Annotated in this window: 15 protein-coding genes; all 15 read left to right on the top strand. The window is 28.5% G+C overall.

Translation table 11 applies throughout. The annotated features are described in order from the left end of the window. The first annotated feature begins 425 nt into the window (after nucleotides 1-425). From RWQ73_RS02720 to RWQ73_RS02650, 15 genes are read left to right on the top strand one after another with little or no spacing between them, the layout of a single operon-like run. On the top strand, nucleotides 426-1,019 hold the full coding sequence (locus RWQ73_RS02720) for a sugar transferase (RefSeq protein WP_314406586.1): 594 nt from the start codon (nucleotides 426-428) through the stop codon (nucleotides 1,017-1,019). A gap of 32 nt (nucleotides 1,020-1,051) precedes the next feature. Continuing rightward, complete coding sequence (locus RWQ73_RS02715; RefSeq protein WP_314084359.1) at nucleotides 1,052-1,741, top strand: hypothetical protein; 690 nt, start codon at nucleotides 1,052-1,054, stop codon at nucleotides 1,739-1,741. A 4-nt stretch (nucleotides 1,742-1,745) separates the two neighbouring features. Further along, nucleotides 1,746-2,405 (top strand): CpsD/CapB family tyrosine-protein kinase, encoded by a 660-nt coding sequence (locus RWQ73_RS02710; protein ID WP_314084356.1) that lies wholly within the window; start codon nucleotides 1,746-1,748, stop codon nucleotides 2,403-2,405. A gap of 37 nt (nucleotides 2,406-2,442) precedes the next feature. After that, nucleotides 2,443-3,549 (top strand): EpsG family protein, encoded by a 1,107-nt coding sequence (locus tag RWQ73_RS02705; protein WP_314406585.1) that lies wholly within the window; start codon nucleotides 2,443-2,445, stop codon nucleotides 3,547-3,549. Nucleotides 3,550-3,559: 10 nt separating this feature from the next. Continuing rightward, nucleotides 3,560-4,375: a glycosyltransferase gene (locus RWQ73_RS02700; protein ID WP_314084352.1), complete on the top strand. Its 816-nt coding sequence runs from the start codon at nucleotides 3,560-3,562 to the stop codon at nucleotides 4,373-4,375. An 11-nt stretch (nucleotides 4,376-4,386) separates the two neighbouring features. After that, nucleotides 4,387-5,469: a glycosyltransferase gene (locus RWQ73_RS02695; RefSeq protein ID WP_314406584.1), complete on the top strand. Its 1,083-nt coding sequence runs from the start codon at nucleotides 4,387-4,389 to the stop codon at nucleotides 5,467-5,469. 21 nt (nucleotides 5,470-5,490) lie between these two features. Then, on the top strand, nucleotides 5,491-6,471 hold the full coding sequence (locus tag RWQ73_RS02690; RefSeq protein ID WP_314406583.1) for a glycosyltransferase family 2 protein: 981 nt from the start codon (nucleotides 5,491-5,493) through the stop codon (nucleotides 6,469-6,471). Between the two features lie 25 nt (nucleotides 6,472-6,496). After that, nucleotides 6,497-7,465: a glycosyltransferase gene (locus RWQ73_RS02685; protein ID WP_314406582.1), complete on the top strand. Its 969-nt coding sequence runs from the start codon at nucleotides 6,497-6,499 to the stop codon at nucleotides 7,463-7,465. A gap of 15 nt (nucleotides 7,466-7,480) precedes the next feature. Then, complete coding sequence (locus tag RWQ73_RS02680) at nucleotides 7,481-8,467, top strand: glycosyltransferase family 2 protein (protein ID WP_314406581.1); 987 nt, start codon at nucleotides 7,481-7,483, stop codon at nucleotides 8,465-8,467. A gap of 1 nt (nucleotide 8,468) precedes the next feature. Then, on the top strand, nucleotides 8,469-9,464 hold the full coding sequence (locus tag RWQ73_RS02675; protein ID WP_314406580.1) for a glycosyltransferase: 996 nt from the start codon (nucleotides 8,469-8,471) through the stop codon (nucleotides 9,462-9,464). Then, entirely contained in the window at nucleotides 9,461-10,435 is a 975-nt protein-coding gene (locus RWQ73_RS02670; RefSeq protein ID WP_314406579.1) for a glycosyltransferase family 2 protein, read from the top strand. The genes RWQ73_RS02675 and RWQ73_RS02670 overlap by 4 nt, the downstream gene beginning before the upstream one ends. Nucleotide 10,436: 1 nt before the next feature. Beyond that, on the top strand, nucleotides 10,437-11,432 hold the full coding sequence (locus RWQ73_RS02665; protein WP_314406578.1) for a glycosyltransferase: 996 nt from the start codon (nucleotides 10,437-10,439) through the stop codon (nucleotides 11,430-11,432). Nucleotides 11,433-11,434: 2 nt separating this feature from the next. Next, nucleotides 11,435-12,400, top strand: coding sequence for a capsular polysaccharide synthesis protein (locus RWQ73_RS02660; protein WP_314406577.1), 966 nt, complete (start codon nucleotides 11,435-11,437; stop codon nucleotides 12,398-12,400). A 9-nt stretch (nucleotides 12,401-12,409) separates the two neighbouring features. Then, nucleotides 12,410-13,963: a hypothetical protein gene (locus tag RWQ73_RS02655; RefSeq protein WP_314406576.1), complete on the top strand. Its 1,554-nt coding sequence runs from the start codon at nucleotides 12,410-12,412 to the stop codon at nucleotides 13,961-13,963. Beyond that, a complete protein-coding gene (locus tag RWQ73_RS02650; RefSeq protein ID WP_314406575.1) occupies nucleotides 13,964-15,073 on the top strand; it encodes a glycosyltransferase in 1,110 nt (369 codons plus the stop codon). Nucleotides 15,074-15,225 lie beyond the last annotated feature (152 nt).

Raw genomic sequence — 15,225 nt, 5'->3', positions numbered from 1 at the left:
TATATATATATGCGTGTGTGAACAATAAAATTTTCATAAAAATTTTACTGTTATTTATAAGAATATTTATTATATTGTTAGAGTTAAAATGAAATTGTATATAGTAAATTAAATAAAGTAGTATATTAAGTATATTTAAAGTTACTTTATTAAGATATGAATATACAAATAAAGATATATAAGAATTGATTATATATTATAAATTCTAGATAATTATAGAACATTATTGTTTATAGAAAGGAGAATAATGAAAGTAAATATAATTTATACTAGTTAAGTTGATAAATTCACATGTTTGTAAAGTTTTAATTTAACTTGTATTAAGTTTGCTATAGATGTATAATAGATTTAGCATAACAAATAGAAAAGTGACTAACTAACTTAATTATAAAATCTATAGTATATCAGTAAACTTACTTTTGTTAATGAAAAGAAAAGTGAAATTTTATAACAATATTAAAAGTTGCATTGAATTTATTTTAAGTTTTTTATTGTTAATACTTGTTATTCCTATCATTATGCTTGCATGTATTGCTATTGTTATAGAGATACGTGCTAATCCATTCTATACTCAAGAAAGAGTAGGACTAAATGGACGAATTTTTAAAATATATAAGCTTCGTTCAATGTATATTGATGCAGAAAAGGATGGCCATAAATGGGCGAGCGAAAATGATGATCGTATTACCAAAGTGGGGGGCATCATTCGAAATACTCGAATAGACGAATTACCTCAACTGGTTAATATTTTAAAAAGAGATATGTCATTTATTGGTCCAAGACCTGAGAGACCAGAATTTGTCAAGGAATTTCTAAAAGATATACCAGATTTTAACGATCGTTTAGTGGTAAAACCAGGAATTACGGGGTGGGCACAGGTTAATGGTGGCTATTCATTAACTCCGAAAGAGAAGTTAGTATTAGATAAGTATTATATAGAAAATGAAGGGGTTAAATTAGATTTATTAATTCTACTAAAAACAATCATTGTTGTTTTTACAGGAGATGGAGCTAGATAATTAAGAACATATAATAAAATAAGGAGGAAAAAATGTTTTTATTAAATAATAATATCTCGAGAATATTAAGTTTTATCAAAAAGAAACTATTGATTTTATTAATATTCATATTTAGTGGAGTGGCGGTAGTGACTGCATATACAGTATTTTGTATTTCACCTGTTTACAGTGTATCATCTACATTGATTATGAAAAGTTCAAATGTTATAAATGATGATTCTCGTGCGTTAACTTCAATTGATTTACTTCAAAGACAAGCAAAAACTTACCTTGAAATTGCAAAATTGCCTAATGTTAGGAATATGACTAATGAATCATTAGATCTAACTACAAAAGAAATTAGTCAAATTAAAGATGTTGAACTTACAAATGATTCTGGATCCCAATTAATGACATTAACAGTAAGAGCAACAGATAGGGATCTAGCGGAACGTTATATAAAGAAATATTCAGATGAATATAAATCTTTTGCTGCTGAAAAAATAGGTAGAGATGATTTATCAGTAGTAACAGATCTTCAAGGGAACCCTAATCCAGTTTATCCTGTCTTGTGGAAAAATATGTTAATTGCATTTATTGCGTTTACGTTTATAGGAGTTAATATATTGTTTATTCGTTATATTATGAATGATTCAATAGATTCTCTTGATGATATAGAGGAATTAGCAGGTAGTTCAGTCTTAGGAATGATTCCAATTATAAAAGATAGGGGAAGAAGGTAAAAGTATGTATATAGAAGTTATTCATAATAGTAAATCTGTTGCTTCAGAATCTTTTAGGACTTTGCGAAGTAACATTCAATTTTCAAACTTTGGAAAAAATATAAAAATAATTGTTGTGACTAGTGCGAATCCTAATGAAGGAAAAAGTGAGATAAGCCTTAATCTTTCAGCAGTACTGGCACAACAAGGTAAAAAAGTTATCTTAATAGATGCTGATATGAGAAAGCCAACGCAGCATAAATTGATAGAAAAAAGAAATAAAACTGGATTGAGTAAATTATTATTAGGTCAAATAAGTGAGGATGCCATTAATCATCTAACTTTTGATGATGTTGAATTAGATGTGTTAACATCAGGACCAGTTCCACCAAATCCGGCAGAAATGTTAACAAGTAGCGTGATGGAAGAAATATTAGGGACTTGTGTAGATAACTATGATTATATCATTATAGACACACCTCCTTTACTTGCAGCAACAGATGCGCAAATTTTATCACGAGTAGCGGATGCTACATTATTAGTAGTAGATATGAAAGTTTGTAAACGTAATCAGCTTATTGAAGCGAGAAAAAGACTCGATAACGTGGGGGCTAACTTTTTAGGTGTTGTAGCTAATAAACTTGATTTAAATGAAAATAACTATTACTACTATAATTACAAATAATAAAATTATATATGAAATATATTAGAAAGGAGTAGGGATGTTAACGTATCTTTTTATTTTTATATACCTTGTGGTTTTATCTTCGATTTATTATTACTTAGAAGATAGAAGAGAACAAATAAAAATACTAGCAATTCCTACTTTTATTTTGTTCTTAGTGGTTGATGGATTTAGAAAATTTTCTGTTGGATCGGATTTAATTATTTATGTACATATATTTCGAACTAGAGCATTAGAGATACCGGAATTTTCAAATATATTTAAATCTCGTTTTGAAATTGGGTATATTCTTTTTGATAATTTTTTAAGTTCTATTTCTGAACATTACACTATATTGCTGTTTTCATTTGCTGCAATAACTTTATTCATTTGGTTTTATATTTTTTGGAATTATTCTGAGAATATCTTTCTAAGTTTAGTAATATATTTTAGTTCGTTGGGTATGATGTTTTACTCATTTTCTAATATTAGACAAGGTTTATCTATAGCTATTGCTCTATTGAGCTTTAGATTTCTTGATAAACGTAAATATATAAGAGGGATCGTGTGTTTAGCACTGGTACCATTGTTTCATACAGCAGGTGTTATTTGCGTTTTATTTTTAATATTAAAAAAAATACGACTAACTTCAGCTTTATATAAATATATATTAATTATATCTATTATATCCTTTCCTTTTCTAAAAATTTTATCTGAAGTATATCTTAAGGTCTTTCCTCAGTATTCTTCATATTTAGAAACGACTTGGTTTTTAGAGAGTTATAAGTTTGGACCGTTAGGTCTTACGATAGTTTGTACTTTTTTATTTGTTATAGGGGAGCTGATATTAAGAAAATCTAAATTAACAGCTACAGAAGAGTATATAAAAAACTTATTTTTCTTTTATTTAATATTTACAATTTTCACATTACAGACTAGTCTGTTAGAAAGATTCGGTTATTATTTTGCACCATTTATGGCTTTATATGTACCTATGTTTATTAGTAAAATAAGGGAAAAAAGAATTCAATGGATATTATTTTATACTATAATAATAATATATGGGTTGTTATTCTCTGTAATAGTTTATTTAAAACCTGAATGGTATAATGTTGTCCCATATCGATCAGTTATTTCGGATTGGCTTATTGGAAAAAAATTTTAGGAGGAGTTTCGTGGAGTTTTCAGTTTTAATAACAGTCTACAAAAGGGAAAAACCTGAAAATTTAAGGAAAAGTTTATTATCCTCGTATAATCAAACTATAAAACCTAAGGAGATTGTTTTAGTTTGTGATGGGGAATTAACTGAGGAATTAGATAAGGAAATTGAGAGTTTAGAAGTGAGTATCCCAATCTTATCGGTATACAGATTACCGTATAATTTGGGTTCTGGACCTACATCACGATTTGGTGTTAAAAAATGCCGAACAGAATTGATAGCTAGAATTGATAGTGATGATTATTGTTTAGATACAAGATTTGAAAAACAATTAAAAGCTTTCGAAAGTAATCCTAATTTGATTATGGTAGGTTCTAATATTTTAGAAAAGAATACAGAATTCACGGTATTAAAGAAAGTACCCGAAACTACTTCTGAAATTCGTAAGTATTCTAAAATGAGAAATCCTTTTAATAACCCTTCTAGTATGATGAAGAAGGATTATATATTAAAAGCGGGAAATTATAGAAAAGTTCGCTATTTAGAAGATTATGATTTAGTAATGAGATTACTACACGACAATCCAACAAAGGATTTTTTTAACATTCAAGAGCCATTGGTAGTTATGCAAACAAATGATTCTACTTACTTACGAAGAGGTGGTCTCTTATATATAAAAACTGATTTTTGTCTTCAATTAGATTTTTATCGTAGAGGTGACATTAATCTCTTCCAATTTATTAGAAATGTTTTTCTTCGAAATGTAATTAGAATCTTACCAAATCAAGTTAGAAAATGGATATATAAGAGAAAAATGAGAGAAAAGGTATAAGAGGTGATAGAATGAAATATCGTGTAATGCATGTTTTAGGTGCGGTTGATGGAAGTGCGACAGGAGTCCAAAGCTTTATCAAAAATCATATTCAAAAAGATGATGAGGAATTTGAATATATAGTAGCCGAATCGAATGGAGATGCACATTTTCCATTTAATCAATATTTGGATGAAAATGGATTTGAAAGAGTAGTATTTCCTGAATTAAAGATGTCAAAAGTTCTAGATTATTTTAGGGAATGTAGAAAGTTTTATAAAACTAAAACTATTGATATTCTACATGTCGATAACCCAATTACAGCTTTTATCCATAATTACTATGCAAAAGTAAATGGTGTTTCAGTTCGTATTTATCATAATCATAATAGTCAATTTTCAGATACTTGGGCAAAAAGCATTCGAAATAGAGTATTAGTTTCTCTAGCCTTAAAAAATGCAACTCATCGAATTTCTTGTGGACAATTGGCAGGAGAAAAAATTTTCGGTAAGAAATCTTTCAAAATTATTCCTAATGCGATTCAGATAGAAAAGTTTAAATTTTCTTCTAATTATAGAGAAGAAATTAGAAAGGAATTTTCAATTCATGAAAATCAAAAAGTAGTTGGAATGGTAGGAATTTTAGATGAAAGAAAAAATCAGAGTTTTCTAATTGAGATTGCTAAAGAGTTACCAAATGTTACTTTTCTTTTAGTTGGAGAAGGTCCGAATCGTTCGAAGTTGGAAGAAAAATGTATAGGTATGAAGAATATCATATTTACAGGGAACAGAAATGATGTATATAAGTTTTATTCAGCCTTTGATGTTTTTGCTTTTCCTTCTTTATTTGAAGGCTTTCCGATGGTCTTAGTTGAAGCACAGTGTGCAGGAGTAAATGTAATTATGAATGACACGATTGATACAACTACTCAAATAGTAGATAAACTTTGTACTGCTCTTCCTTTGGAAAAGGAAAGCTGGAAAGCCTATATAGAAAACTCACCTATATTAACGAGCGAAAGAACGTTTTGGAAAGAATTACTGCGATTTGATATTGATGAGAATATTCAACAGTTAAAAGATTTTTATAAAAAAAGTTTGAATCATATTCGATAATGTTTTGAAAGGAAAAAACTTATGATTAGTGTAATTGTTCCAATTTATAATGTAGAAAGGTATCTAGATGAATGTCTAAATAGTATTCAAAATCAAAGTTACAAAGATATCGAGGTTATATTGGTAAACGATGGATCTACTGATAGTTCTAAAACTATTCTTGAACGATATTGCGAAGAGGATAGTCGTTTTCATTTAATTAATCAAACAAATCAAGGCCAAAGTGTTGCAAGAAACGTTGGTGTAACAGCTTCAAAAGGTGAGTATATTGCATTTGTAGATAGCGATGATATTATTAAAACGAACTATTTAGAAAAGTTAATGCAATATATGACTGAAGAGGTAGATATTGTTGAAAGTAATTTTACCGTATCTAAAAATGATTTCCTTATTGAAAATTCTAAAGAAACAACGATTCTATTTGAAGGTAATTCTCAAGAAGCTGTAAAATTTTTTCCTAATCATGTTTTAAGTGTTAATCCCGTTACAAAGCTCTATAAGAGAGAAATTGTTGAATCGGTTCCATATCCAGAAGGATTAATTTTTGAAGATATTTATTGTGGAATTGGAATGTTAAAATATATTCGAAAAATCATTAAAATCGATTATGTAGGTTATTATTATCGTCAGCATCAAGCTAGTACGATGCATCAAGATTTTAATGAAAAAAAATTAGATGTATTTACAGTTTGTGATAAGCTAGTTGCTTTGTACTCTGATAGGGAAGAACTTCTTCCTTATATTGGGAGTTTTTTAGTTCATAAAGCAACGATGCATTATCAGAGTGACATCAAAAGAGGTAATCCATACGCAAAATTTTATAACCAGAAACTAGCTGAGTATGTAAACTTAACGAAGAAAAATCCTGAATTGGCTAAAAATACACGTTTTATAAAGTTGTATAATATAAGTCCAAAATATTATAATTCGGTAATTTTTCCAATTTATAATTTTCTTTGGAAGTTAAAAAATGGTGTTAAAGAAGTAGAGGTAGAAGAATAATAGTAAATGAGAAGGAAGTTAATTTATGATTAGTGTAATCGTGCCTGTGTATAATGTAGAAGAATATTTAGAAGAATGTCTAGAAAGTATTTGCAAGCAAACTTATACAGATATCGAAGTGATATTAGTAAATGATGGATCTACTGATGGTTCAAAAGAAATATGTGAATTGTATTGTAAAACAGATAGCCATTTTAAGCTGATTAACCAGGTAAATCAGGGATTGAGTGAAGCACGTAATGTGGGAGTTAGAGCATCTACAGGAGAATACATATTCTTTGTGGATAGTGATGATGTGATTAAAGTTGATATTTTAGAAACTTTAATGCCTTTTATGATAGATGATGTAGATATTGTGGGTTGTAATTATTCTTCTAAGAAAGAAGATTTAGGACTTCAAACAAATCCTAATATCGTATTTAAGGGAAATTCTTTTGATGCGATATTTAATTGTTTACATTATGGCTCTGCAGCTGTTAAATTTACTGCATGGTCTAAACTTTATAGAAGAAACATTGTAGAAGCAGTGCAATTCCCAAAAGGTCTTATTTATGAAGACATTTATACTGGAATGGCTAATTTAAAGTATATTCGTAATATTGTTGTTATTAGTACAATTGGGTATTATTATAGAATACGTTCAGGTAGTATTACAGGAAAAAAATATAGTAAAAAAAATCTTGATGTATTTAAAATATGTGATTTATTATTGGAAGAATTTAGTACTCATAAGTTATTGCCATATATTGGTAGATTTAACTTTTTGATAACAATAGAATATCTCGTTAACTTTAAAATTCAACGAGGACATTCTAATTATAAAACGTTTAGGAATCATATTGAAAAATATGCAAATATTGCGAAACAATCACCAGACGTTCTTAAAAGTTGTAGAGTTTTGAGATGGTATTTAAGATTTCCAAAATGTTTTTCAAGATATATTTTTATCCTGTACTTTAAATATGTATCTATTATAAATAATTTGAAAAATTAAATTTAAGGAGAATTTATGATTAGTGTAATCGTACCCGTTTATAACGTAGAGGAATATTTAGAAGAGTGTCTAGAAAGTATTCAGAAACAAACTTATACAGATATCGAAGTGATATTAGTAAATGATGGATCTACTGATGGTTCAAAAGAAATATGTGAGAGATATTGCCAGATGGATAGTAGGTTTAAGTTGATTAATCAAGAAAATCAAGGACAAAGTGCTGCAAGAAATAATGGAGTATCTGTTTCTACCGGAGAATATATAACTTTTGTGGATAGTGATGATGTTATTTCTTCAAAATATGTTGAAATTTTAAATCGTTACATGACTGAAGAAATTGATTTGGTTGAATGTGAATATAGAGCTGTTAGAAGTGTTTTTAATAAACTTAGCCAAAAAGAGAATATTCAAATAGTATTTGAAGGGAATTCGGAAGAGGCAATTATAGAATCTTGTAATTACGGCTTATCATATAGTCCAGTTGTTAAATTATATCGAAGAAATCTATTAGAGAATTTTCCATTTTTAAATGGTGTTATTTTTGAAGATATATATCATGGAGTAGGAATTCTAAAATTTATCCGTAAAATGGTGAAAATTGATTATGTAGGATACCATTATAGAGAACGTTCAAACAGTACGATGCATAGAAAATTTTCCGAGAAAAATTTAGATGTTTTTATTAGTAGTGATAAATTAGTTGAATTGTTCTCCTCGGATAAAAAATTATTACCCTATATCGGGAAATTTTTAGTCCAAATTGTAACGACTCATCATAATTATTTCACTGAAAAGATTAATCCATACCAATCGATGTATGAAGAAAAATTGAAACAGTATGTCGCAATTGTGGAAGAATCTCCTGAAGTAGCAAGGAGTAGTAAAATGATAAGAATGTATAAATTAGCACCTAGTTTATATCTTCGATACACTTTTCCATTTGTATATAAAACATGGGGAAGGCTGAAACATCTAAAAGCATTAGTGATTAAAGGAGAATAAAATGGATGTTCATAAATTGATTAGTGTAATTGTACCTGTTTATAATGTTGAAGAGTATCTGGAAGAATGTTTAGAAAGTATTAAGCATCAAACTTATACTGATATTGAAGTGATATTAGTAAATGATGGTTCGACGGATAATTCAAAAGAAATTTGTGAGAAATATTGTCGTCAAGATAATCGATTCAAGTTAATTAATCAAGAGAATCAAGGATTAAGTGAGGCACGAAATGTTGGAGTAAGAGAATCTATAGGGGAGTATATATACTTTGTAGACAGTGATGATGTGATTAAAGTTGATATATTAGAAACTTTATTATCTTTTATGAAAGATGATGTAGATATTGTGGGATGCAATCATTCAACAAATAAAGAGGATTTAATACTGCAAACAAGCCCTAACATTGTATTTCAAGGAAATTCATCTGAAGCTATAGCGAGTTGTCTAAATTATAGAGGAGTTACGTATTTTGCATGGGATAAATTATATAGACGAAGAATTCTAGAACAGGTACCTTTTTTGAAAGGTTTAATTTATGAAGATTTTTATACAGGAATTGTTACTTTGAAATATATTCGTAAAATGATCGTTCTTGATACGATTGGGTATTATTATAGAATTCGCTCAGGTAGTATTATGAGAAAAAAATATAGTGAGAAAAATCTTGATATCTTTAAAATATGTGATTCACTGTTAGAAGAATTCAAAAATGATATAATAGTTTCGGAACTTAGTAAGTATTTATTTTTAGTAATTTCTCAACATGTTCTTTTTTATAGAATACAACCTGATCACATATATTATAATATATACCAAGACTATATTGCTAAATTTGCTAATATTGCCAAAAAATCACATGAAGTTCTAAGAAGTTGTAGAGTATTAAGATGGTATTTATGTTCTCCTAAGTATTTTACAAGAATTACATTTCCATTATATTTAAGATATAATTCTGTAGCAAAATTCGTAAAAGATAAAGTTAGAGGTAATGTATGATTAGTGTTATTGTACCAGTGTATAATGTTGAGGAATATTTAGAAGAATGTTTGAAAAGTATTCAGAAACAAACATATTCAGATATTGAAGTGATTTTAGTTAATGATGGTTCAACTGATAGATCAAAAGAAATTTGTGAACGATATTGCGAGAAGGATAGTCGTTTTAAGTTGGTTAATCAAGAAAATAAAGGGCTAAGTGGAGCACGTAATCGTGGAATGCTTGAATCTAAGGGAGAATTTATTTCATTTGTTGATAGTGATGATGTACTTAAAGAGGATATGTTGGAACAATTGATGAAACAAATGACTCCTGAAGATATTGATATTGTTGAGTGTTGGTATACTAATGAAAAACAAGAATTAGGGTTAACAACACCCAAAAATGTGAAAATTATTTTTCAAGGGAACTCTAAAGAAGCTTTAGTTTCTTTATGTAGAGATAATATTGTCCGTTTGAATGCGGTCGCTAAACTTTTTCGAAGACAAGTAATAATCAATTTTCCATTTTTAGAAGGTTTATTTTACGAAGATGTTTATGGAGGTATTGGAATTTTAAAAAATATTCGTAAAATGGTGAAAATCAATTATATTGGTTATTATTATCGTGTGAGACAAGGCAGTATTATGAATCGAGAATTTAATATAAAAAATTTAGATTTATTTACGATTTGTGATAAGTTGGAGCAATTATATCAAGGTGATACATATTCTCTTTCGTATATTCGTCGTCGCTTATTCCATTTAGTTTTGATGCATGTTGTTGATTATCACATATTTGAGGGGAATCCTTATAAAGAGAAATATGTAGAATATTTGAATCGGTATGCAAGAGCTTCGAGCCGTTCATTGGTAATGCGAGCATATCACTTTTTCCCTCAAAATATTGTTTTTATTTCTAGAGTTGCAGGTGCGATTCAGTGGAGGGTGGAAAAATATTTTATAAAAGGTTTATGGAAAGGAATGAAGTAGTATGAAATATTACTTAAAGGAAGATTATGCATACGAAAAACATGCAGGATCTAAAGCTAGATTAGATGCTGAAAAAATAATGATAGAAGCAGAGTATCATCCTTTTTTTCAAAATAATGATTCAAATTCTATTACATTGACTGAAAATGATGTACTAGTTTTACAGTTTCCATTATTATGGCATTCATTAAAAGCGTTAATTTTAACGAAATTATTGAGAAAACGTCAATTCAAAGCTTATCTTCTTATTCATGATATTGAATCACTGAGAAACAGATCTATTAAATCTTTCCAAGATGTTAAATATGCGTTTCTTCATTTTTTACAAAATAAGACGGTACTAGAAAGAGTGGATGGAATCATTGCACATAATGATAAGATGAAAGATGTACTTGTTCATTTGGGAATACCAGAGAAAAAGATTATTTCATTAGAAATATTTGATTATCTGATTCCTTGTTACGAAGTGAAAAAAACGTATGAGAAGAGTACCGTGTTATTAGCAGGAAATTTTGATATAAAAAAAGCAAAATATGCAAGACAATTACCTGATAATCCAGAATTTTCGATTTTTGGGATTAACTTTGAAGAAGAGAAACTTCCTCAAAACGTCCATTATAAGGGAGCTTTTTCTCCTGAAGAACTTCCATATTATTTAGAAGGTGGTTTTGGTTTAGTATGGGATGGGGATAGTCCTTATACTTGTAGTGGAATGTTTGGAGAATATTTAAAAATGAATAATCCACATAAAGCTTCTCTCTATTTAGCTTCTGGATTTCCAATTATTGTGTGGAGACAGTCCGCTCTTACTGACTTCGTGACAAAAAATAATTGCGGAATATTAGTGGATTCTTTATTTGAGATTGCAGAACGTTTAGACTCTATTAGTAATGATGAGTACGAAGTATTGATAAGAAATAGTAAAAAAATAGGGGATAATATTCGTAATGGACATTATCTAAAAATAGCATTAGAAAAATGTGAAGGGAAACGTTAAGAATGTTGAAGATACAATCAATACGCGAAAAAGTATTTCGATACCAACAGATTTTTAGATACTATGGTCCTAAATTAACACTTGCGTATTACTATACACAACAATCAGATAGTAAATATTATGATTTTAGTAAAAAGGTTCTTTTGAATTTTGTATTTAACTTAAGAAAAGAAGCACATATATGCGAGATGAACGATGAGATAGAAGAAGTTGCTCCAGAATCCCCAAAAATTATTTGGACAATGTGGCAGCAAGGAGAGGAAAAAATGCCTGAAACGGTAAGAGCCTCAATGAAAACAATAAAAAATTTTGCAAAAAGAAATGGCTGTGAATTTCATATGTTAACAGATGAAAATCTTCATAAATATGTCAATGTTCCAAACGATATTACTGAAAAATATAAGAGAAGAGAATTAAAGGCTGCTCACTATTCTGATATTGTTCGATTTAGTTTACTTTATCAATATGGTGGGATTTGGATGGATGCAACATTATTTGTATCTCCTTATGCAACATTAGAAATGTTTGAAGGAGAATTTTTCAGCTTAAAACATCCTCCATTATGTGATAGCAATATAGAAAGAACAGTTGGTGAATTTAAATGGTCAGGATTCCTATTAGCTGGAAATAAATATAAAACTTATTTTAAACATATTTGCGAATTATATATCTATTTTGTTCGTAAATATCCTGTTTTTATTCATTATTTGATGATGGATTATTTTATTTTATCTGAGTATGAATTAAATGATGAATTCAAAGCCCTAGTAGATGAATTACCAGTTTTAGCACCAGCTGAGAGGGTGTGGTTTTTAAGAGATAATGCAAATGAGATATTTGATAAATATGAATGGGAGGAAGTGTTAAAAATAACACCGATTATGAAAACTACATATAAAATTTGTCCAGAGGAATTAATTCCACAATCTTATCTATATAAACTATTTTATGGAGAATTAAATGAATAGAGGAAATTTATGAAAAGAAGTAGAACAGAATTTGTCACTTTAAATACTAGTATAGCGCTCGTACTCCAACCTTTTTCAGTACTCATTGGTTTTATTAATCGTACTGTCTTTGTGAATATTCTTGGTGTTACATATTTAGGTTTGAGTAGTTATTTAATGAGTTTAATTTCTATTTTATCATTAGCAGAATTAGGAATAGCTGAAGCAATGAGTTATGCGCTATATGGCCCGTTAGCTCGAGAAGAACATGGGAAAATTAAAGCCTTTATGGTTTTATTTAAAAAGTTATATGTAATTATTGGAATTGCTATTTTTATATTTGGATCAATATTATCATTATTTCTTCCGTATATGATTAAGGATTATACGATTGATAGCGAATTATACTGGATTTATTTTATATTTGTATTTAATTCAGCGTCTGGTTATTTTTTCTCTTACAAACGAACATTGCTATATGTTGATCAGCGAAACTATGTTATAAACTTAATTAACTTTGCCTTAAATACAATTCGAGTATTTTTACAAATAGGAGTAATAGTTCTTACTAAAAACTTTATTTTTTATTTATTAATAGAAACGGTTTTAAATATTATAGGTAATTTCATAATATCATATGTGGTAGATCGTTTATATAGTTATTTGAATAATAAAGAAGCTAGTCCTATTAACAAAGATGAAAGAGATAAGTTTATTAGAAATATTAAAGGAAATACTCTAGGAAGTATTGGTGCAAAAGTTGTATTTCAAACTGATAGTATTTTGATGGCAAAGTTTATCAGTTTATCCGCAATAGGTATCTATGGGAATTACACTTATGTTTTAGGATTTGTATCAATGCTAATTAATACTGTTATGGGTTCGATAACGTCTTCAGTCGGAAATTTAATCCACTCTGATGACACAACAACAGAAGCTAAATCTAATTTTTTAAAAAAATACCAGTTTATTGCTTTTAGTTTGATATATTTTGCGAGTATGGGATATTTATTTTTCGTACACCCATTTATGACAATTTGGTTAGGAGAGGATTTTTCTTTTAGTAGATGGATCGAGATAGTAATTGTTATTAATTTTTTCCTTACTTCTTATAGACAACCGAATTTGACATTAATTTCGGTATATGGATTAAGTTACGAGCAAAATAAAAAAGTTATTGCAGAAATTTTAATTAATATAGTTCTTTCACTTTATTTTTTAGTAGTTTTAAATTTGGGCGTAGCCGGAATTTTACTAGGAACTATAGGTTCAACGTTACTAACTTGTACATGGTATGAACCATATAGTGCATTTAAATATGGAATAAAATCGTCTTCAAAGAATTATTTTATGACGATGTTTAAGCATTTCACAATATTTGCCTCTAGTGTTATATGTGCTGTCCTATTAGATATTTTTGTTTTTTCAAAATTAGTTTTTATTACTAGTGTAATAATGAAAATATTTCTATATCTAGGTATTTTTAGTATTTATATGTATATATATAGGAATCACGAGGTTAGTAAATTATTTTTATATATGATTAGAAGGATAATATTTTTAAATAGATTAAGGAGAAAATAAATGAGAAGAGTCTTGGTATGTGGGTTAATTCCCGATATTGGTGGATTAGAAAAGATTGTTGTAGATTTTTACAATAATATAAACACTGATGAATTTGAATTTGAATTTTTACTTCAAGGTCCAGAAGATGTTGATTTTAGTGATCATTTTAAGAAATTATGTAAAAATCCTATAGTGTTTCATAGAATTCCTAAATTAAGGCCAAATATCAAACAGGCGTTGAAGGAATGGGATAAATTCTTTAGAAAAAATGCTCATCGATATGATATACTATGGTCAAATCAGAATGGATTAACACATCTTGAATTTTTAAAACTTGCTAAAAAATATGGTATCAAAAAAAGAATTGTACACGGACACTGTGCAACCGCTGACAAGTTTTATCGATTTATACATCCGATAAATCGTCTATTTGTTGGAAAATTTGCAACAGATTTTTGGGCATGCGGAGTAGAAGCTGCAAATCATTTTTATCACGGCAAGGAAAGAAAAAAAGCATTAGTTATTAATAATGCGATAGAGGTAGAACAATTTTTATATAACGAAAATGTACGTGAGAAACTGAGAAAAGAATATAATATTCCAGAAGATTGCCTTGTAGTTGGACAAGTTTCTCGTTTGTATGAAAAACAGAAAAACCAAAGTTTTTGTGTTAAAGTATTTTCTGAATTAGTGAAGAAAGAACCTAATTCTCGCTTAGTTTTTATTGGAAAAGGGAATACGACATTCTTGGAAAATTTTGCTAAAGAATATGGTGTTGAAGATAAGGTGATTTTTACTGGTTTAAAAAGCAACGTTGGAGAAATGCTAAATTTATTAGACGTATTTTTCTTTCCATCTAACTTTGAAGGATTACCAATCGTATTAGTAGAAGCACAGGCGAATGGATTACCAGTTGTAACAGCAAGTCACTTACCGGATGCTAAAATCTTAGAAAATTATGATAATAGTTTGTCATTAAAAGATGAATGGAAGCTTTGGGCAGCTAAGATTCTTTCTGTTAGAGAGGGGCGTATATTAGACAGAGAGAATATATATAAGAAAATCAGTGAAAGCGGTTATGAGATTAAGTCTGCTACTAGACAGCTAGAGAAGCTATTTGAACAGTAATAATATTCTAGTGTACAACTGTTTATATGGAATATATTATTTAAGCTATGCTATTCTAATGTGGTATAGCTTTTTTTAAATTATAAAGCTGCTAATGTTATGGTCTTGAAACTAACCCAAATTCGAAATATAAGAATTTAGTTATGTTTAAA

Origin of the sequence: uncultured Gemella sp., from assembly GCF_963525875.1 — a bacterium.
Classification (GTDB): Bacteria; Bacillota; Bacilli; order Staphylococcales; family Gemellaceae; genus Gemella.
This window is presented reverse-complemented; position numbering and strand designations above follow the sequence as displayed.